Source organism: Salinimicrobium sp. TIG7-5_MAKvit, assembly GCF_049569215.1.
GTDB lineage: Bacteria > Bacteroidota > Bacteroidia > Flavobacteriales > Flavobacteriaceae > Salinimicrobium > Salinimicrobium profundisediminis.
Genome location: NZ_CP145903.1, coordinates 673,714 through 693,694 on the forward strand (window position 1 = coordinate 673,714; position 19,981 = coordinate 693,694).

General features: G+C 40.9%; 15 protein-coding genes and 1 tRNA gene. 3 read left to right on the forward strand and 13 right to left on the reverse strand.

Annotation, left to right across the window (positions count from 1 at the left end; translation table 11 throughout):
• Positions 1-193: 193 nt before the first annotated feature.
• Together V5739_RS03035 and V5739_RS03040 are read right to left on the reverse strand one after the other, a co-directional pair.
• Complete coding sequence (locus V5739_RS03035) at positions 194-811, reverse strand: LysE family translocator (RefSeq protein ID WP_423819593.1); 618 nt, start codon at positions 809-811, stop codon at positions 194-196.
• A complete protein-coding gene (locus tag V5739_RS03040; protein WP_423819594.1) occupies positions 811-1,830 on the reverse strand; it encodes a quinone-dependent dihydroorotate dehydrogenase in 1,020 nt (339 codons plus the stop codon). Before V5739_RS03040 ends, V5739_RS03035 begins: the two co-directional genes overlap by 1 nt.
• Before the next feature lie 110 nt (positions 1,831-1,940).
• Between V5739_RS03040 and pepT the strand changes: the two genes are divergently transcribed.
• Positions 1,941-3,182, forward strand: a complete 1,242-nt coding sequence (gene pepT / locus V5739_RS03045; protein WP_423819595.1) for a peptidase T — start codon at positions 1,941-1,943, stop codon at positions 3,180-3,182.
• A 355-nt stretch (positions 3,183-3,537) separates the two neighbouring features.
• On the opposite strand, the gene V5739_RS03050 is transcribed toward pepT, so the two are convergent.
• The 4 genes from V5739_RS03050 to idi all read right to left on the reverse strand — a co-directional run bounded on the left by V5739_RS03050 (position 3,538) and on the right by idi (position 4,887).
• Positions 3,538-3,611 (reverse strand) — tRNA-Thr (locus V5739_RS03050).
• Positions 3,612-3,624: 13 nt separating this feature from the next.
• Entirely contained in the window at positions 3,625-3,891 is a 267-nt protein-coding gene (locus tag V5739_RS03055; RefSeq protein WP_423819596.1) for a hypothetical protein, read from the reverse strand.
• A gap of 70 nt (positions 3,892-3,961) precedes the next feature.
• The gene (locus V5739_RS03060) at positions 3,962-4,372 is read right to left on the reverse strand and encodes a 6-pyruvoyl trahydropterin synthase family protein (RefSeq protein ID WP_423819597.1); all 411 of its coding nucleotides are present in this window, start codon (positions 4,370-4,372) and stop codon (positions 3,962-3,964) included.
• Positions 4,369-4,887 (reverse strand): isopentenyl-diphosphate Delta-isomerase, encoded by a 519-nt coding sequence (gene idi / locus V5739_RS03065; RefSeq protein WP_423819598.1) that lies wholly within the window; start codon positions 4,885-4,887, stop codon positions 4,369-4,371. Before idi ends, V5739_RS03060 begins: the two co-directional genes overlap by 4 nt.
• A 139-nt stretch (positions 4,888-5,026) precedes the next feature.
• Here idi and V5739_RS03070 point away from each other — a divergent pair, with 139 nt between their 5' ends.
• On the forward strand, positions 5,027-6,613 hold the full coding sequence (locus V5739_RS03070; protein WP_266069952.1) for a peptide chain release factor 3: 1,587 nt from the start codon (positions 5,027-5,029) through the stop codon (positions 6,611-6,613).
• Positions 6,614-6,937: 324 nt separating this feature from the next.
• Positions 6,938-8,070 (forward strand): IS3 family transposase gene (locus V5739_RS03075; RefSeq protein WP_423818085.1). Its coding sequence is split into 2 segments (ribosomal slippage): positions 6,938-7,199 and positions 7,199-8,070, totalling 1,134 coding nucleotides; the frame shifts between segments, so codons are not numbered across the junction.
• A 7-nt stretch (positions 8,071-8,077) separates the two neighbouring features.
• Here V5739_RS03075 and V5739_RS03080 read toward each other — a convergent pair.
• The 7 genes from V5739_RS03080 to rpoB form a co-directional block, all read right to left on the reverse strand.
• Positions 8,078-8,683 carry a hypothetical protein gene (locus V5739_RS03080; RefSeq protein WP_423819599.1) on the reverse strand — a complete coding sequence of 202 codons (606 nt, stop codon included), beginning with the start codon at positions 8,681-8,683 and terminating at the stop codon, positions 8,078-8,080.
• Positions 8,684-8,685: 2 nt separating this feature from the next.
• Positions 8,686-9,453, reverse strand: a complete 768-nt coding sequence (locus V5739_RS03085; RefSeq protein WP_423819600.1) for a hypothetical protein — start codon at positions 9,451-9,453, stop codon at positions 8,686-8,688.
• Positions 9,450-9,776, reverse strand: a complete 327-nt coding sequence (locus V5739_RS03090) for an Mpo1-like protein (RefSeq protein WP_423819601.1) — start codon at positions 9,774-9,776, stop codon at positions 9,450-9,452. The genes V5739_RS03085 and V5739_RS03090 overlap by 4 nt, the downstream gene beginning before the upstream one ends.
• Positions 9,777-9,864: 88 nt before the next feature.
• Complete coding sequence (locus tag V5739_RS03095) at positions 9,865-11,058, reverse strand: hypothetical protein (RefSeq protein WP_423819602.1); 1,194 nt, start codon at positions 11,056-11,058, stop codon at positions 9,865-9,867.
• A 232-nt stretch (positions 11,059-11,290) separates the two neighbouring features.
• Complete coding sequence (locus V5739_RS03100; RefSeq protein ID WP_266069946.1) at positions 11,291-11,617, reverse strand: DUF3467 domain-containing protein; 327 nt, start codon at positions 11,615-11,617, stop codon at positions 11,291-11,293.
• A gap of 116 nt (positions 11,618-11,733) precedes the next feature.
• Positions 11,734-16,035, reverse strand: a complete 4,302-nt coding sequence (gene rpoC, locus V5739_RS03105) for a DNA-directed RNA polymerase subunit beta' (RefSeq protein WP_423819603.1) — start codon at positions 16,033-16,035, stop codon at positions 11,734-11,736.
• 64 nt (positions 16,036-16,099) lie between these two features.
• On the reverse strand, positions 16,100-19,912 hold the full coding sequence (rpoB, locus tag V5739_RS03110) for a DNA-directed RNA polymerase subunit beta (protein WP_266069943.1): 3,813 nt from the start codon (positions 19,910-19,912) through the stop codon (positions 16,100-16,102).
• Positions 19,913-19,981: the final 69 nt, after the last annotated feature.

Here is a 19,981-nt window from a genome sequence, read left to right on the forward strand (position 1 = left end):
ATTGAGATATGAGAATTGAGATTCTGAAGTAGGAAGTAGAATTTTTTCGCCATAAACTTGTTTCAGGGCCTTATTTTAATGTTTACCCCGGCACCGATTACAAATCCGCGCCATCTTATCAGAAAGAAGCTAAGGGTTAACTGCTAAAGGCTAATAGCTTCTTCTCAGCACTAACTACTTACTACTCTTTACCCTACACTAATATAAACATGCCAATCCCAACAAAAACCACCACCTGCAACCATTTAAAAATCTGGGCTGAAGCAGGGTGCTTTTGAAGATAGACAGAAATTTTTCCTGCAAGAATAGCAACGGCAGCGAAGATAAGGAAAGCCTGAAGCATGAATAGAAACCCGAGAACGTAGAACTGGTAAACTGTATTGCCTTGTGGATCCCAAAGGAAGCCCGGGAAAAAGGCGAGGAAGAAAATGGCAACTTTTGGGTTTAAAACATTCATTAAAAATCCCCTTTTGAAGAGGGCAGCTAATTTCTTCTTTTGTTCGGCAGCCGGCGCTTTGACGGTTATCGTCGAATCGCTTTTATAGACCTTCCAGGCCAGGTAGAACAAATATGCCGCTCCCAAAAGCCTGATCATTAGAAATAAATTTTCGGACTGCTTAATTATTGCTGAAATCCCAAAAGCAACAAGGCTGGTGTGAACGATAATTCCGCTTACCAGGCCAAGAGCAGTAACAATCCCGTGTTTTTTCCCATTGGTCATACCCTGAACCAATACATAAATTATATCGGGGCCGGGAGAAAGGGTGAGCAGCACGGCAGCTGCAAGAAAAGCTATGAGTTCTCCCGCCACTAGGAACGTGCTAGAATTGCCTGATTGATCTTCTTCACTAACTGCGGCCCTTCATAGATAAAACCTGTGTAAAGCTGTACCAAAGCGGCCCCTGCCTCAAGTTTTTCAATAGCATCTTCGGGAGACATGATGCCTCCTACTCCAATAATTGGAAAGGCTTTATTGCTTTTTTTTGAAAGAAAACGAATAACCTCTGTTGCACGTTTAGCTAACGGCTGTCCACTTAATCCACCAGTTTCATCTTTGTCTGCTGAAGTGAGACCTTCGCGGGAAATGGTGGTGTTGGTGGCTATAACTCCGGCAATTCCGGTTTCTTTTATAATATCTATGATATCGAGGAGCTGGGAATCGGTAAGATCGGGTGCAATTTTAAGCAGGATTGGTTTCTGCACCGGGCGCTTTAAATTTTCCTGTTGCAGGGTATTGAGTAGCTTAGTTAGCGGTTCCTTATCCTGTAGCTCCCTAAGGTTTGGTGTATTGGGAGAACTTACATTGACCACAAAATAATCTACCTGCTCAAAAAGGGCATTAAAGCAGATCAAATAATCATCAACAGCTTTTTCATTGGCCGTGACTTTATTTTTACCAATATTTCCGCCAATAAGAACTCCGTTGTTCTTTTTCAGTCTTTCTACCGCTTCTGTCACCCCTCCATTATTAAAGCCCATCCTGTTGATAATGGCTTTGTCTTCTTTTAGCCTGAAAAGCCTTTTTTTCTCATTTCCCGGCTGTGGCTTTGGGGTTAAAGTGCCTATTTCAATAAATCCGAAGCCAAAATTAGAAAGCTCCTTATATAGTTTTGCATCTTTATCAAACCCGGCAGCCAAACCTACGGGGTTAGGAAATTTAATTCCGAAGACTTCCCGCTCCAGCCTTTTATCTTCAACTACAAATTGTTTTCGAACAAGTTTTTGGCTTACGGGAAGAAGAAACAATTTCCGAAGAGCAGAAAAGGTGAAATAATGCACCTTCTCGGGATCAATATTGAAAAGCAGGGGCCGGATTATTTTTTGATACATGAAGTGGGTTTTGCACAAAATTAACACAAAGCTGCATAAAAAAGTATGAAAATAGAAAAGGTTTTGAACCTACTTTTTATATCGCTACTTTTGGGAAAACTACCTTAAAAATGACTAATAAGCAGCAAATCATTGACCGCTTTTTAAGCTATGTCAAGATAGATACTCAAAGTGACGAAACAAGTGAAGCAACTCCCAGTACAGAGAAACAGTGGGATTTAGCCAATAAGCTAAAGGCCGAGTTAGAGACCATGGGCATGCAGGAAGTGAGCATAGATGAACATGCCTATGTAATGGCAACTTTACCTTCAAATGTTGCACATGATGTGCCTGTAATAGGTTTTGTAGCTCATTTTGATACCACGCCCGACTTTTCGGGAACCAATGTTAATCCGCAGATCATCGAAAAATATGACGGAAAAGATATTATACTGAACAAGGAAAAGAACATCGTTCTATCACCCGAATATTTTGATGACCTCTTACAATACGAAGGACAAACCATCATTACTACCGATGGTACCACCCTGCTGGGCGCCGATGATAAAGCCGGAATTACCGAGATTATGGAAGCCATGAAGTATCTTATTGAACATCCAGAAATTCCACATGGCAAGATCCGGGTTTGTTTTACGCCCGATGAAGAAATTGGTCGCGGTGCACACAAATTTGATGTGGAGAAATTTGGTGCAGAATGGGCGTACACTATGGACGGTAGCCAGGTTGGAGAACTTGAATACGAAAATTTCAATGCAGCCGGTGCCGTTGTGAAGGTAAGCGGAAAAAGCGTGCACCCGGGTTATGCCAAGGATAAAATGATAAACAGCATGTATATTGCGATGGATTTTATTAACTCCCTGCCACGCCTGGAGACTCCTGAACATACTGAAGACAGACAGGGCTTTTTTCACCTCAACGCAATTGAAGGGGATGTGGAAGAAACTACGCTTCATTACATTATTCGCGACCATGACCTGGAGCATTTTGAAGCCCGAAAGGAAATGATCAAAGATCTTGCAGCAGAGATATGCAGCCAATACGAAAGAGATTGTGTGACTGTAGAAGTAAAAGACCAGTACTACAACATGAGAGAGAAAGTAGAACCGGTGATGCATATTGTTGATATTGCCGAGGCTGCAATGAAAAAAGCGGATGTCACGCCAATCATCAAACCAATTCGTGGTGGTACCGATGGAGCTCAACTTAGCTTTAAAGGCCTTCCCTGCCCTAATATCTTTGCCGGTGGTCATAATTTCCACGGAAAATATGAATATGTGCCGGTAGAAAGTATGCAGAAAGCGGTGGAAGTAATTGTACAAATAGCCGAACTTACAGCTGAAAAGCATAAGTAAAGGCGGGCCAAATTACAAATCCGTACTAGCCGTAATAAGACCTCACAGGTTTTGAAAACCTGCGAGGTCTTCATTTAAAACCTGGTGAGTAATTGCAGCTCATTAATATACTACCCAATGGCAGTACTTGAAGAAAGTATTAAATTGGATGCACCCGGCCTAAAGTGAATGGCAAATAAAGTAGTTTCAATAGCTGCATTTCACAATCACTCTTATAAATCACCTCCCAAAAAGTCAACTTAATGCAGCTTTTCTATCCTCAGAAATAAAAAACTTCTTTCGCGCAGGAGTTTATCGTCCTTCACATAATTTCATAAAAAAACCTCTCAAAAAATTGAGAGGTTTTTTTATGAAGAGCCGATGGAGGGACTCGAACCCACGACCTGCTGATTACAAATCAGCTGCTCTAGCCAGCTGAGCTACATCGGCGAATGCTTTATTACTATAAAGCGTTTATCTTTTCGACAAGGACTTTGGCTTTAACCTCAAATTCCTTTTCTATTCCTCTAAAATGTTGTTTTTTATTCTCAACATCTTTTTGGTTCATCTTTCCTATCAATTCGTCAAAATCTGATATTGCCTCATCGACAACTTTTTCAGATTTAGCAGGATCTTCATCAGGGTGGGTAATCTGGTGCAGATAAGCCGCCTCAATGATGTCTCCAAAGACGTAATTCATATCTCTCTTTAATGTTCTTCTATTCGCCATCTTTCGCGTAATTTTTCAGGTGCGAATTTACACTATTTCTCAATTCAAAAAACAGTTTTTCATAAAAAAATTATTCTCCTTTGTAAGTGACGTAATTCCTGGGGGTTTCATATAAGGTCACTTCAAGGTCGAGATGTGGCTCCAGCTCTAATCGCAGCTTACGCCATATTACAATAGCAATATTTTCGGCAGTGGGGTTTAAGTCTTTGAATTCCGGAACTTCAATATTAAGATTCTTATGATCAAAAGGCACTTCGATCTTCTCATAGATCAATTCTTTCAAATTTTTAAGATCCATAACAAAACCTGTTTCCTGATTGATCTCCCCCGTAACGGCCACCACCAACTCATAATTATGACCGTGATAGTGCGGATTGCTGCACTTCCCAAAGACACGACGGTTCTTCTCATCATCCCAGTCTTTTCTATGCAGCCTGTGAGCCGCATTAAAATGTGCCTTCCTGTTTACCGTTACTCTCATTGCTGGATGTGCTTGTAGTATTTATCAAAAATAATTTTAAACCAGGCCGTATATATTTCGGGATTGTCTTTCATATCCTTCTTCAAATCTTCAAGAGACATCCATTTGTAGGCATGTGCTTCTTCAGGATTTAAATTTGGCTCCTCGTTATAATAGCCCACCAGGATATGATCAAATTCATGCTCGGTAAGACCGTTATCAAAGGGAGCCTTGTAAATAAAGGAAATAGTGTCTTTTAATTCAGTTGAAAACCCCATCTCTTCCTGCAGCCGTCTTTTCCCTGCTTCAATATTGGTTTCCCCTTCTCTCTGGTGGCTGCAACAGGTATTGGTCCAAAGGCCGGGAGAATGATATTTACCCAATGCGCGCTGCTGAATCATGAGCTCATTCTTATCATTAAAGACAAAGACCGAAAATGCCCTATGCAGCAAAGCTTTTTCATGAGCTTCCATCTTTGGCATGAGGCCAATTTGCTCATCTTTTTCGTTCACCAGGATCACTTGTTCTTCTTTCATCGCAAAATTTGAGCTTCAAATGTACAAAATCAGTCGGGAAATCCATTTTTTCAGACTTCAGAAAAGAAGTAAAACGAGTGAAGGCCTATAGCATTAATTTCACGATCAAATAATTATCTTTGCAGCCTTAAATACAAGTATGAAGTTTTCAGAAGAGATCAAGAGAAGAAGGACCTTTGGGATCATTTCCCACCCCGATGCCGGTAAAACCACATTAACCGAAAAACTACTGCTATTTGGTGGAGCCATTCAGGAGGCGGGAGCGGTAAAATCGAACAAGATCAAAAAAGGGGCAACCAGTGACTTCATGGAAATTGAGCGGCAAAGAGGGATCTCGGTAGCCACTTCTGTACTTGCTTTTGAATATGAGGGAACTAAGATCAACATTCTTGACACCCCGGGGCACAAGGATTTTGCTGAAGATACTTTTCGTACGCTCACTGCCGTAGACAGCGTAATTGTTGTTATTGACGTTGCAAAAGGGGTTGAGGAACAAACTGAAAAACTGGTGGAAGTTTGCCGTATGCGCAACATTCCCATGATCGTGTTCATTAACAAACTTGACCGGGAAGGAAAAGATGCTTTTGAACTGCTTGACGAGATTGAGCAAAAACTTAACCTAACCGTTACTCCGCTGAGTTTCCCGATTGGGATGGGTTATGATTTTAAAGGTATTTACAACATCTGGGAACAGAACGTAAACCTGTTTACGGGCGACCCAAGAAGGGATATTGAAGAAACCGTTGAGATTTCGGACCTGGAATCTAACGAACTTGATAAACTGATTGGCGAAAAGGCTGCCGGTACTTTAAGGGATGAGCTTGAACTCGTGCACGGTGTTTACCCCGATTTTGACAAAGAGGCTTACCTGGCCGGAAACCTGCAACCTGTATTTTTCGGTTCTGCCCTAAATAACTTTGGAGTGCGGGAGTTGCTGGATTGTTTTATCACAATCGCGCCTCCTCCAAGGCCAAAAGACAGCGATATCAGAAAAGTGGAACCTTCCGAAGATAATTTTACGGGCTTTGTATTTAAGATACACGCCAACATGGATCCCAAACACCGGGACAGGCTGGCATTCATTAAGATCGTTTCCGGAAAGTTTGAGAGAAATACTCCCTACCTGCACGTAAGGCACAACAAAAAGCTTAAATTCTCAAGCCCCAATGCCTTTTTTGCTGAAAGAAAAGAGATCGTAGATGTTTCGTATCCCGGAGATATTGTTGGACTTCACGACACTGGCAACTTTAAAATTGGAGATACCTTAACTGAAGGGGAAGAGCTGCGATATAAGGGAATTCCAAGCTTCTCGCCAGAACATTTCCGGTATATCAACAATGCCGATCCTATGAAATCAAAACAGCTGGAAAAAGGAATTGACCAGCTTATGGATGAAGGGGTGGCACAGTTATTTACGCTCGAACTTAACGGCCGTAAAGTAATTGGAACTGTTGGGGCACTGCAGTTTGAGGTGATCCAATACCGCCTTGAACACGAATACGGCGCCAAGTGTACTTACGAAAACCTGAACGTTCACAAGGCCTGCTGGGTAGAACCAAATGATCCAAAAAGTGAAGAATTCAAAGATTTTAAAAGGGTAAAACAAAAATTCCTGGCTATAGACAAACAGGGACAGCTGGTTTTTCTTGCCGACTCCGCTTTTTCACTACAAATGGCGCAGCAAAAATATCCCAATATAAAATTCCACTTTACTTCGGAATTTTAGATTTACAAGCTAAAATTACCTTCCAAAAATGGCATTTTTGGAAGGTAATTATTTTTTAATGCAGTCTTTCAATAAGAACTACAATCGCTCCTTCAGGAATTGGGGTGCTTTTAACTGGAAGAATTCTACAAGTTCAAGGCGTTTAGTTTCAGACAAAAGCCGGTAGTAATTCCCGTCTTCGGCGCAGTAATGCACAAAATCCCGAATTCTGTTTTCCGGAATTGAAAGGTCTTCAAAAAAGGAGGTTGGAAAGGCTCCTACTCCTGTAAGCTTCCCTTAAAACCGAACTGTTTAAAAGTATAATAACTCTTAATTTTAAACAGTATGAAAAAAAGTAAATTTTCCCCTCAGCAAATCTCTAAGATCCTCAAAGAATTCGATAACGGTAAAACAGCTGCCGAGATCAGTCGTGAATATGGTGTAAGCACCGCTGCTTTTTACAAATGGCGAGAACGTTTTAGCGGAATGAATGGCAAAGAGCTTAAGCGACTCAAAGAACTTGAGGAAGAGAATCGTCGACTCAAGCAAATGTATGCCACCCTTTCTTTGGATCATGAGATGGCTAAAGAGATCATCGAAAAAAAGCTCTAAAGCCTTGCCGTAAGCGAACCATAGCTAAAGAACTTGCTCATTACGGTATAAGCAGGGCGTGCCGTGTTTTAAAAATGAGCAAGAGTGTGTTTTATTATAAACCTCTCCCTAAAGATGATAAACCCATAGAAGAAGCCTTACAGCAAAAGGCAGAGAAGTATAGTGAGGAAGGTTTTTGGATGGCTTATGAGCGACTGCGTAAGGAAGGAAAGCCGTGGAACCATAAAAGAGTTTATCGTGTCTATAAAAACCTTGGCTTAAGCTTAAGGCGTAAAGTGAAGAAAAGATTACCAGCAAGAGTAAAAGAACCCTTAGAAGTACCTGAGACCCTTAATCATACCTGGAGTATGGATTTTGTGACAGATGTCCTGGATAATAAAAGAAGGTTTAGGGCCTTTACTATTATTGATGATTATAACCGGGAGGCACTTCACATAGAAGTAGATTTTTCCTTGCCCAGCAATAGAGTTATTTGGGTATTAAACCACCTAATTAATCGAAGAACAAAACCTCAGAAAATAAGAATGGACAATGGTCCTGAGTTTATTGCTAAAATAGCTTCAGAATGGAGTCAGATGCATGGAATCAACTTCAAATATATCCAACCAGGAAAACCTACACAGAATGCTTTTATTGAACGATTCAATGGAAGTTATAGAAGAGGAGTTTTAAATAAATACATTTTTGAAGATCTGGATCAGGTACGAGAACAAACACAGGTATGGATGGATGATTACAATAATCAAAGACCTCACGATGCATTAGGAAAAATGGCTCCAATAGAATATGCAGAATTTAATTCTCTAATAGCAACTACAGATAAAACCAAAAACAATAATTTTATATCATCAAGCAGTTCTAATTAGGGGGAGCTTACACTCCGGCATCTACCGCTTGAGCACGATCTTCATTGGCTGCAGCTTTTTGAAGCATTGCAGTTTTGCCATTCAAGCGATTTATTATTCCGTCGAGACTTACGTTGAGATTGCCGGGAGGATTATATTTTGAAGTGGTGCTCACGTTTGAGGCTGTTTTCAACTTTCGTTCAATTGAGGTGGGCCTCGGCGTATCGCTCATAGGAAAACCAAGATCGGCCTGGGTGAGTGTCGGGATGTTTTTTAGATCTGTGGTAAGATTGCCGCTAAGGTTAATATCGCTGATGTTTACTTCGGAAAGCTCATCAACTTTCTCCACGAGAAGCACTGTCAAAAATGGCTTTTTTAACACCTCCCGGGTCACTATAATCTCCCGGGATTCATATTGGACCGAAGAAAACAGGAGCGTATCATTGACACTGACTTCTACTTCAAATAAACCTTCAGAACTATTCGTTGTTCCCTGCTTTGAAGTTAAATTGATGATATTAATGGAAGAAACTTCGGCATCAGGTGTCAGGATCTTCCCCTTCAACAGAGATCTTTCCTGACTAAAAGAGGAAAAATAGACGATAAAGAAAACCAGGAAGCAGAAAGATCTCATTCTTACTCTTCTGAAGTTATTTGTTCTTCCTGCAGTTTTTCTGCTTTAAATTCGGGTGCCTTTGTTTCATAGAACTGCACCAGTTCCAGACGCATATCTTCACGCAAGTAAGAGACATAGTCGGGATCTTTGGCACAGAAATAAACGAAATCCCGTATTTGATCTTCAGCAACACCAACATCTACAAAAAAAGACGCAGGCAGGGCGGTTTCGCCGGCATCAACTATTTGAGAAAGATCTTCCCAGGCTGCGGCCTTTTTCAGCATTTTGATCTTTCCATTTAACGTATTCAGAAGCCCATCAAGACCCGAGGTAGCTGTCATTAATTTTCTTTCAACCGAGGTGGGGGGCAAAACATCAGACATTGGGAAACCGATATCGGCCTGGGTAAGCGTGGGAATATTTTGAAGGTCGGTTGCGAGATTGCCACTAAGACTAATATTACTGATGTTAACTTCCCCGAGCTCATCAATTTTTTCGTCAAGAAGAACAGTCAAAAATGCCCTTTTTGACACCTCTTCTGTCACGACAATTTCTATAGGTTCATACTGAACCGAAGAAAAGAGGAGCGTATCATTAACGCTGACTTCAATTTCAAACCGACCATCGGCCTTATTTGTTGTTCCAAATTCCGAAGTAAGATTGATGATATTGATAGAGGAGATCTCCCCGTCTTGCGTCAGGATCTTTCCCTTCAGTAGCGATTTTTCCTGTCCAAATCCATAGAAAGCCAGGCACAGCAGCATGATAGTAAGATAAATTCTTCTCATGCCTGATCTTTTCGGGAGTCGAAATGTTTTCTTCCGAAGAGAATGTCGAAAAATAATTTAAAGTCTGATATAAGGCTCCAAAAAGGGTATTTGAAGGTCGCAGGTTTGTTCTTTTCAAAGAAGGCATGGCCTACCCAGGCAAAACCATAACCTACAAGAGGAAGAAAGATCCATTCCCACCCCCAGCCATTACTAATGGCCAAAAACAGCATTACAAAAACAAGGAAAGTTCCCGTGAAATGCAGAATTCTGCTGGTTTTATTTTGATGCCCGGTAAGATAGAAGCGATAGAAGTCGCTATAATTTGTAATTTTTTCGGCCATATTTGTATTTTTCTTCAAACTACAAATTATATAACCTTAAAAGTCATCACTTTATTGCCTGCTTCACCTCCCCTGCAATTATTATTGGTTACAACTGGCGTTTTGAACCTCTTCCCAATCCACCCAAACCAAGCGTGAGGTAGTGCATATTTCCCGAATATCCATCCCTGAACTGAGGAGCAGAAAAGCCATATCTTAACCTTACAAACCAATAGCTGTGTTTTGAGTCAGTTAGTCTAAAGAGCCCTGTGCCCCAGTTAAGTTTAAAGTCCGCATTTATTCCTGCAGTATAGGTTGTGGTAAAATCGTGACCGGCGTCTTCAATTTCCGGTTGTTTTTCAATATCATATTCTGTAGGACTTATAGATGTAGACGCTATGCCTGCAAAAGGGGAAACTTTGAGACGGTTATTATCGATAATAGCATATCCGAAAGAGGCTTCGGGAAGTAACACCCTCACTTGCGAATTTTCTTTCCAGATCTTTGTATCGGAAGGCAGCTCTTTTTTGGTAAAACTGAAACCGATATAATTCCGAAGATATAAAGTTATTTTACTGTACTCAATATCAAAACCTACTCCCATTGGGATGCTGTTTTGATAGTCTTCTGAAAGATTACCAGTAAATAAACCATAACCGGAAAAGAATTCAAAACCAAAACCCCATTTAGAAGGAATAAAAACATAGCGTATGTTTTCCCGAACGTAATTTTCATAGGCGCTATCAGGATGGTTGGCAAGAAACTCATCGGCTAATAAATTGATCCGTTTTTGTTCCTGTAAGACCTCTTCGGAATTTGTTAAAAGATATTCAAGATACAACAGTAAAAAATCCTGATCTACAGTTTTTAGATCTGCCGCTCTCAACCTGTTTTTTATCTGGTCTACAGAATTTAAAGTACTTTCACGAAGTTTGGCAAACAACCTATCATAAGTGGGTGGAATTTGCCGGGACATTTTTTCCCAATCTTCATCATCAAAGCTTGTTATACTGTGCAAAAGCTCCTCATAGTCTGTTGTCCAATAAAGTAATAACCAGTACTCACTGGGATATAGCGCAAGATAATCGTCATTTTGAACTTCGTTTACAAGATAATCTCTTACCTCGCTCACTTTTTGAAGGTCCCGTTCCATAAATTTGTCAAGCAACAAACTTCTTCCGCGAGAAATGATTTGAGATGTAGTGTTTGAGTAATCGAGAATTTCCTGTTGCAGGCTATCCTGCTGGGCTTGCATAGCAGAAAAAACAAGGAAGAACAATGAGAAAAATACAGAAGTACGCATCGGGATTATATTAAAAATTCCGAATGTGAAGATAATGTTAAAAAATACTATTTTAATATACCTGACAGCAAATAAAACAGTCTTAAAATAAAAAGTTTTTGCTTATATTATTTTGAATTAAAGATGCTTAAAGGGTTTTTTACTAAATACATCAATTAAAAAAACCGAAGCATTCACTTCGGTTTTTTTGGAGTTCAAAAATGTCATTTTTGACACCTTATCTTTAAGTTGATTAAGCCTGCCCTGTAGGCCCGAAATTTAATGGAATATTGGGTTGGTCGTATTCCTTAATTTCCCCATGAGCTTTTTCGAACCTGTTCACGTTGTCGGCCAAAGCTTTGAGTAACCGTTTCGCGTGTTGGGGTGTTAAGATTATCCGGGATTTTACTTTACTCTTGGGAGTACCGGGCATGATGCTTACAAAATCGACTACAAATTCTGAAACCGAATGATTTATAATGGCCAGGTTCGAGTAGATACCTTCGGCTACTTTCTCATCAAGTTCTATATTAATTTGCCCTTTTTTAGACTTTTTTGGATTGTTATTTTCGTCGCTCATCAGTTGTTTTTTTTATTACCTATAAAAGTAAGGAAAATAAAAAGACCTCACAGGTTTTTAAAACCTGTGAGGTCTACTCTTTAAGTAAAAAAAGGCCGCGAAAGCGGCCTTTTTTCTTAGTTATAATTTACTTCCTGCTTTTTCTCAAGCATTTGGTCAAATTCTTCTTTAGAACCAACAATGATGTTTTCGTACTCACGAAGACCTGTACCAGCAGGGATTCTGTGACCAACAATAACATTTTCTTTAAGTCCTTCAAGTAGATCAACCTTTCCACTTACAGCTGCTTCATTCAATACCTTCGTAGTTTCCTGGAAGGATGCTGCAGAAATAAATGATTTGGTTTGAAGAGACGCACGGGTGATTCCCTGTAGTACAGGAGTTGCAGTTGCAGCAACTACATCTCTTGCAGTAACAAGATTCTTGTCTTCTCTTCTAAGAATTGAGTTCTCATCTCTAAGGTCTCTTGGCGAAATAAGCTGTCCAGGCTTCAGATTTTCTGAATCTCCCGCATCTTCAACCACTTTCATTCCAAAGATCTCATCGTTTTCTTCGGTGAAATCATCCTTGTGCACCAATTGGTTTTCAAGGAAGATAGTATCTCCCGGATCTACGATTCTTACCTTACGCATCATTTGCCTCACAACTACTTCAAAGTGCTTGTCGTTGATCTTCACCCCTTGTAGTCGGTAAACTTCCTGAACTTCATTCACAAGATACTGTTGTACAGCGCTTGGCCCTTTAATTGAAAGGATATCTTCAGGAGTAACAGAACCATCAGATAATGGCATTCCGGCACGAACATAATCGTTCTCCTGAACAAGGATCTGGTTAGAAAGCTTTACAAGATACTTCTTAACTTCTCCAAGTTTAGATTCGATAATGATCTCACGGTTACCACGTTTGATCTTTCCGAAGGAAACAACCCCGTCAATCTCACTTACCACAGCAGGGTTAGATGGGTTACGTGCTTCGAAAAGCTCGGTTACCCTTGGAAGACCTCCTGTAATATCCCCAGACTTGGAAGATTTACGTGGAATTTTCACAAGAATCTTACCTACACCAATTTTCTCATCGTTATCTACCATAAGGTGGGCTCCCACCGGAAGGTTGTAAGAACGAATTACTTCGTCTTTCTTACCAAGGATTTGAAGCGTTGGGATAAGCTTTTTATTACGGCTTTCAGAAATTACTTTTTCCTGGAATCCGGTTTGCTCATCTATCTCTACCTGATAAGTTACCCCTTGCTCGATATTTTCATACTTGATCTTACCGGCAAATTCTGAAATGATCACCCCGTTATAAGGATCCCACTGGCAAACTACATCGTCTTTAGAAACCTTGTCTCCGTTCTTGATGAATATCTGTGATCCATAAGGAATGTTACTTGTACTAAGAACGATTCCAGATTTCTCATCTTTCAGTTTCAATTCTGAAGTTCTGGAGATTACGATCTCGGCCACACTACCATCAGGAGCTTCTCCTGTTACAGTCTTAAGGTCTTCGATCTCTGCAATTCCGGGGAACTTCGCGATCAATTTATTTTCTTCAGAAATGTTCCCTGCAATACCACCCACGTGGAAGGTACGAAGGGTAAGCTGTGTACCAGGTTCTCCAATAGACTGGGCAGCTACAACTCCAACCGCTTCTCCTTTTTGTACCGTTTTATTGGTAGCAAGGTTACGGCCGTAACATTTCACACAAATTCCTTTTTTAGCCTCACAGGTAAGAGCAGATCTCACTTCTACGCTTTCAATTGGCGCATCGGTGATCTTCTTAACGATATCTTCATCGATCTCAACACCCGAAGCTACAAGCAATTCGTTAGTTAAAGGATTGTATACATCGTGAAGGGCTGTTCTACCAAGAATACGCTCTCCAAGTGATTCTACAATCTCTTCATTCTTCTTCAATGGAGCTACATCTACACCTCTTAAAGTACCACAATCTTCTTCGTTAATGATCACATCCTGAGATACGTCAACCAAACGACGGGTAAGGTAACCAGCATCGGCAGTTTTAAGGGCCGTATCGGCAAGACCTTTACGGGCACCGTGAGTAGAGATAAAGTATTCAAGAATCGAAAGACCTTCCTTAAAGTTAGAAAGAATTGGGTTCTCAATAATTTCACCACCACCTGAAGTAGACTTCTTAGGCTTGGCCATCAATCCACGCATACCGGTTAACTGACGGATCTGTTCTTTAGATCCCCTCGCACCAGAGTCAAGCATCATAAACACAGAGTTAAATCCTTGCTGGTCTTCACGAATACGCTTCATCGCTAATTCCGTTAAGCCGGCGTTTGTAGAAGTCCAGATATCAATAACCTGGTTATAACGTTCGTTGTTGGTGATAAGACCCATGTTATAGTTGGCAATAATACCTTCTACCTGTTGGTTTGCATCATCAATCATGCTCTGCTTTTCCGCAGGGATAATAATATCCCCAAGACTAAATGAAAGTCCGCCGCGGTATGCATATCCATAACCCATTTCCTTAATAGCATCAAGGAATTCAGCAGTTTCGGGAACACTTGTAACTTTAAGGATGTTTCCAATAATATCACGAAGTGACTTTTTAGTAAGTACTTCATTGATATACCCGGCTTTCTCGGGTACTGCCTGGTTAAATAACACTCTTCCAACAGTAGATTCAATGATTTGGTAGACTAGTTCACCGGCCTCATTGAAATCTTTTGTTCTTATCTTAATAATGGCATTAAGTTCAACCATTTTCTGGTTGTAAGCAATAACCACCTCTTCGGGAGAGTAAAAAGTAAGCCCTTCCCCTTTCACCGGTCTTTCTTCGGTAGATTTCCTTGACTTGGTCATGTAATATAGACCAAGTACCATATCCTGAGAAGGAACAGTTACAGGAGAACCGTTAGCCGGGTTCAAAATATTGTGAGAACCTAACATTAACAGCTGCGCCTCAAGGATAGCCTCTGGCCCTAGCGGAAGGTGAACAGCCATTTGATCCCCATCAAAGTCGGCGTTGAATGCAGTACACGCTAATGGGTGTAACTGTATTGCCTTACCTTCAATAAGTTTAGGCTGGAATGCCTGGATACCAAGTCTGTGAAGGGTTGGGGCCCGGTTAAGCAACACAGGGTGCCCTTTCAACACGTTCTCAAGAATATCCCAAACAACAGGTTCTTTTTTATCTATAATTTTCTTGGCAGATTTTACTGTCTTAACAATACCTCTTTCAATCAATTTTCTGATCACAAAAGGCTTGTAAAGCTCGGCTGCCATGTCTTTTGGAAGACCACATTCGTAAAACTTCAATTCAGGTCCAACAACAATTACCGAACGTGCTGAATAATCCACACGCTTACCAAGCAGGTTTTGACGGAAACGTCCTTGCTTACCTTTAAGTGAGTCAGAAAGGGATTTCAACGGCCTGTTGGAATCAGTTTTTACTGCTGAAGATTTTCTGGTGTTGTCGAACAACGAATCTACAGATTCCTGAAGCATACGCTTTTCGTTACGCAAGATCACTTCAGGAGCTTTGATCTCCATCAATCTCTTCAAACGGTTGTTACGTATGATCACACGACGGTATAGGTCGTTCAAATCTGAAGTTGCGAAACGTCCTCCATCAAGCGGCACCAATGGACGCAATTCTGGCGGAATGATTGGGATTACTTTCATAATCATCCATTCCGGACGGTTCTCGCGGTTTTTATTTGCATCACGAAGTGCTTCAACAACCTGAAGTCTTTTAAGGGCTTCAGTTTTACGTTGTTTTGAAGTTTCGTTATTCGCTTTATGTCTTAATTCATATGAAAGAGAATCAAGGTCAATGCGTTGCAGGATGTCAATAAGACATTCGGCACCCATTTTAGCGATAAATTTATTTGGATCATTTTCATCCAGGTAAAGATTTTCCTGCGGAAGGGTATCAAGAATATTGAGGTATTCTTCTTCTGTTAGAAAATCCATCTTCTTCAACGGCGATCCATCTTCATTCTTGGCAATACCCGGCTGAATTACCACGTATCTCTCGTAGTAAATGATCATGTCCAGTTTTTTGGACGGAAGACCAAGCAGATAACCAATTTTGTTAGGTAAAGAACGGAAGTACCAGATGTGTGCAACAGGAACCACAAGGTTGATATGCCCCACGCGATCTCTACGCACTTTCTTTTCGGTCACCTCTACACCACATCTATCACACACGATCCCTTTGTAACGGATTCTTTTGTATTTTCCGCAGGCACATTCATAATCCTTTACAGGACCAAAGATACGCTCACAGAAAAGACCATCCCTCTCGGGTTTGTGCGTACGATAATTGATAGTTTCAGGCTTTAGTACCTCCCCGCGTGATTCGGCAAGAATCGACTCTGGAGAAGCTAAACCTATAGAGATCTTGTTAAACCTCTGTACTGTATTCTTATCATTATTTCTAGCCATAATAAATGGTGCTATCTAATTATTGTAAATGTTGTGCAGGACTTTCGCCCTGCACAACAAAGCTTTATTCTTCTAATCTAATATCTAATCCCAGACCTTTCAATTCGTGCATCAGTACGTTGAAAGATTCAGGTAGTCCCGGTTCTGGCATTGGCTCACCTTTTACAATGGCTTCATAAGTTTTGGCTCTTCCTATTACATCATCAGACTTCACAGTTAAGATTTCACGAAGGGTTGCCGAAGCACCGTATGCCTCCAGCGCCCAAACTTCCATCTCTCCAAAACGCTGTCCACCAAACTGAGCTTTACCTCCAAGCGGCTGCTGCGTGATCAATGAGTAAGGCCCAATAGAACGTGCGTGCATCTTATCATCAATCATGTGACCCAACTTAAGCATGTAGATCACACCAACAGTTGCAGGCTGGTCAAAACGATCTCCGGTACCACCATCATAAAGATAGGTATGACCGAATCTTGGAATTCCCGCTTCATCTGTCAATTCATTAATCTGATCTATAGTCGCACCATCAAAGATTGGAGTAGCATATTTTCTACCCAATTTTTGTCCGGCCCATCCAAGAACAGTCTCATAGATTTGCCCAATGTTCATACGTGAAGGTACCCCAAGTGGGTTCAATACGATATCAACAGGTGTACCATCTTCAAGGAAAGGCATATCTTCCTGGCGAACTATACGGGCAACAATACCTTTGTTACCGTGACGTCCTGCCATTTTATCCCCTACTTTAAGCTTACGTTTCTTAGCGATGTAAACTTTAGCAAGTTTGATAATACCAGAAGGAAGTTCATCCCCTACAGAAATAGTGAATTTCTCTCTTCTTAAGTTACCCTGAATATCATTCTCCTTAATACGGTAGTTGTGAAGAAGATCGGCCACCAAAGCGTTCAGGTGATCATCTGTAGTCCACGTACCTTGTGTAAGGTGAGCATAATCATCAACTGAATTAAGCATTTTTTGAGTATACTTCTTACCTTTTGGAAGGATCTCTTCTCCAAGGTCGTTCATTACACCCTGGGCAGTTTTACCTCCAATGATAGCGAAAAGCTTATCTACAAGTTCACTCTTTAAAATGGCAAATTTTGCTTCATATTTTTTCTCAAGTGCCGCAACATCTTCTTTATCCTGAGCTCTCTTACGCTTATCTTTAATAGCGCGGGCAAACAATTTTTTGTCGATTACCACACCTCTCAATGAAGGTGAAGCTTTAAGAGAAGCATCTTTTACATCACCGGCTTTATCACCAAAGATTGCTCTAAGAAGTTTTTCTTCGGGGGTTGGATCGCTTTCTCCTTTTGGAGTGATCTTACCAATAAGAATATCTCCCGGTTTCACTTCGGCTCCAATCCTAATCATTCCATTCTCATCAAGGTCTTTTGTAGCCTCTTCAGAAACGTTTGGAATATCATTAGTCAATTCTTCGTTACCAAGTTTGGTATCTCTAACTTCAAGAGAATACTCATCGATGTGAATAGAAGTAAAGATGTCATCTCTAACAACTTTTTCTGAAATCACAATCGCATCCTCAAAGTTATACCCTTTCCATGGCATGAAGGCAACTTTCATGTTACGTCCAAGAGCAAGTTCCCCTGCTTCGGTAGCGTACCCCTGACAAAGCACCTGTCCTTTATTCACTCTGTCTCCTACTCTTACAATAGGCTTCAGGTTGATAGAAGTACCCTGGTTTGTCTTTCTAAATTTAACCAGTTCATAAGTTTTAGAATCTGAGTCAAAGCTTACCATGCGCTCTTCTTCAGTTCTATCGTACTTAATAATGATCTTTTGTGCGTCAACGTACTCTACAGTTCCTTCACCTTCAGCATTGATCAATACACGGGAATCTGTAGCTACCTGTCTTTCAAGCCCTGTACCAACAATAGGAGAATCAACTCTTAAAAGAGGTACTGCCTGGCGCATCATGTTAGATCCCATCAAGGCACGGTTCGCATCATCATGTTCCAAAAATGGAATTAACGAAGCAGAGATAGAAGCGATTTGGTTTGGTGCAACGTCCATGTAGTGAACCTGAGATGGCTCTACAACAGGGAAGTCACCTTCTTCACGTGCAATAACTCTATCGGCTTCAATAGTACCATCATCACTCATTGCGATGTTCGCCTGGGCGATCATCTTATCTTCCTCTTCTTCGGCACTTAGATACCTTGGCTCATCGGCAACATTCACTTTACCGTTGATTACTTCACGGTAAGGAGTTTCAAGGAATCCCATTGAATTCACTTTAGCATAAGCTGAAAGTGAGGAGATAAGACCAATGTTTGGTCCCTCTGGTGTTTCAATAGGGCAAAGTCTTCCGTAGTGCGTATAGTGAACGTCACGTACCTCGAACCCTGCTCTTTCTCTTGATAAACCACCAGGCCCAAGAGCCGAAAGACGACGCTTATGCGTGATCTCTGCAAGCGGGTTGGTCTGGTCCATGAACTGAGACAGCTGGTTGGTACCAAAGAATGAGTTGATCACAGAAGACAGGGTCTTCGCGTTGATCAAGTCAATTGGAGTAAATACCTCGTTGTCACGTACGTTCATTCTTTCACGAATGGTACGTGCCATACGGGCAAGACCTACACCAAATTGCTGAGACAGCTGCTCTCCTACTGTTCTTACCCTACGGTTAGAAAGGTGATCAATATCATCAACTTCTGCCTTTGAATTGATAAGTTCAATAAGATATTTTACAATGGTAATGATATCTTCACGGGTAAGCACCTGCTTATCCATAGCGATATCAAGACCTAGTTTCTTGTTCATTCTGTAACGACCTACTTCCCCAAGGTTGTAACGTTGGTCTGAGAAGAACAGTTTGTCAATAATTCCACGTGCAGTTTCCTCATCTGGCGGTTCTGCATTACGAAGTTGACGGTATATGTGCTCAACCGCTTCCTTTTCGGAGTTGGTTGGGTCTTTTTGTAATGTATTGTGGATAATAGCGTAATCTCCGGTTTGGTTATCCTCCTTGTGTAGCAGGATAGTTTTTGATCCGGTCTCTAATATCTCTTCAATATGGTCTTTATCAAGAACAGTATCACGATCTAATACAATCTCATTACGCTCAATTGAAACAACCTCTCCAGTATCTTCATCAACAAAATCTTCATACCAGGTGTTCAATACACGTGCGGCCAGTTTACGGCCAAGGACTTTTTTAAGTCCGGTTTTAGAAACTTTAACCTCTTCAGCAAGGTCAAATATTTCAAGAATATCTTTATCGCGCTCAAATCCAATGGCACGGAAAAGTGTAGTTACAGGTAATTTTTTCTTCCTATCGATATAGGCGTACATTACGCTATTGATATCGGTAGCGAATTCAATCCAGGATCCTTTAAAAGGAATTACACGGGCAGAATAAAGTTTTGTCCCGTTTGCATGGAAGGATTGTCCAAAGAATACTCCGGGAGACCGGTGCAACTGAGAAACGACTACGCGCTCAGCTCCATTGATACAAAAGGTCCCGCTTGGGGTCATGTAAGGAATCGTCCCAAGGTACACATCCTGAACAATAGTTTCAAAGTCCTCATGTTCCGGGTCTGTACAATAAAGCTTTAACCGTGCTTTAAGCGGTACACTATAGGTCAATCCACGCTCGATACACTCCTGAAGGGAGTATCTTGGCGGGTCCACAAAATAGTCTAAAAATTCTAGTACGAATTGGTTACGGGTGTCCGTAATGGGAAAGTTCTCCATGAAGGTATTGTATAAACCTTCATTTCCTCTTTCTTCTGATTTCGTTTCTAATTGAAAGAAGTCCTGGAATGACTTAATTTGGATATCCAAAAAGTCGGGATAAGCAGGCCTGTTCTTAACAGAAGAGAAACTCAATCTTTCAGTTTGCGTTGCTAACATCAATGGACGGAATTATGTTATTATAATAAAATGGGCGCGAAATAAACAAGAAATATTTATATACGCAAA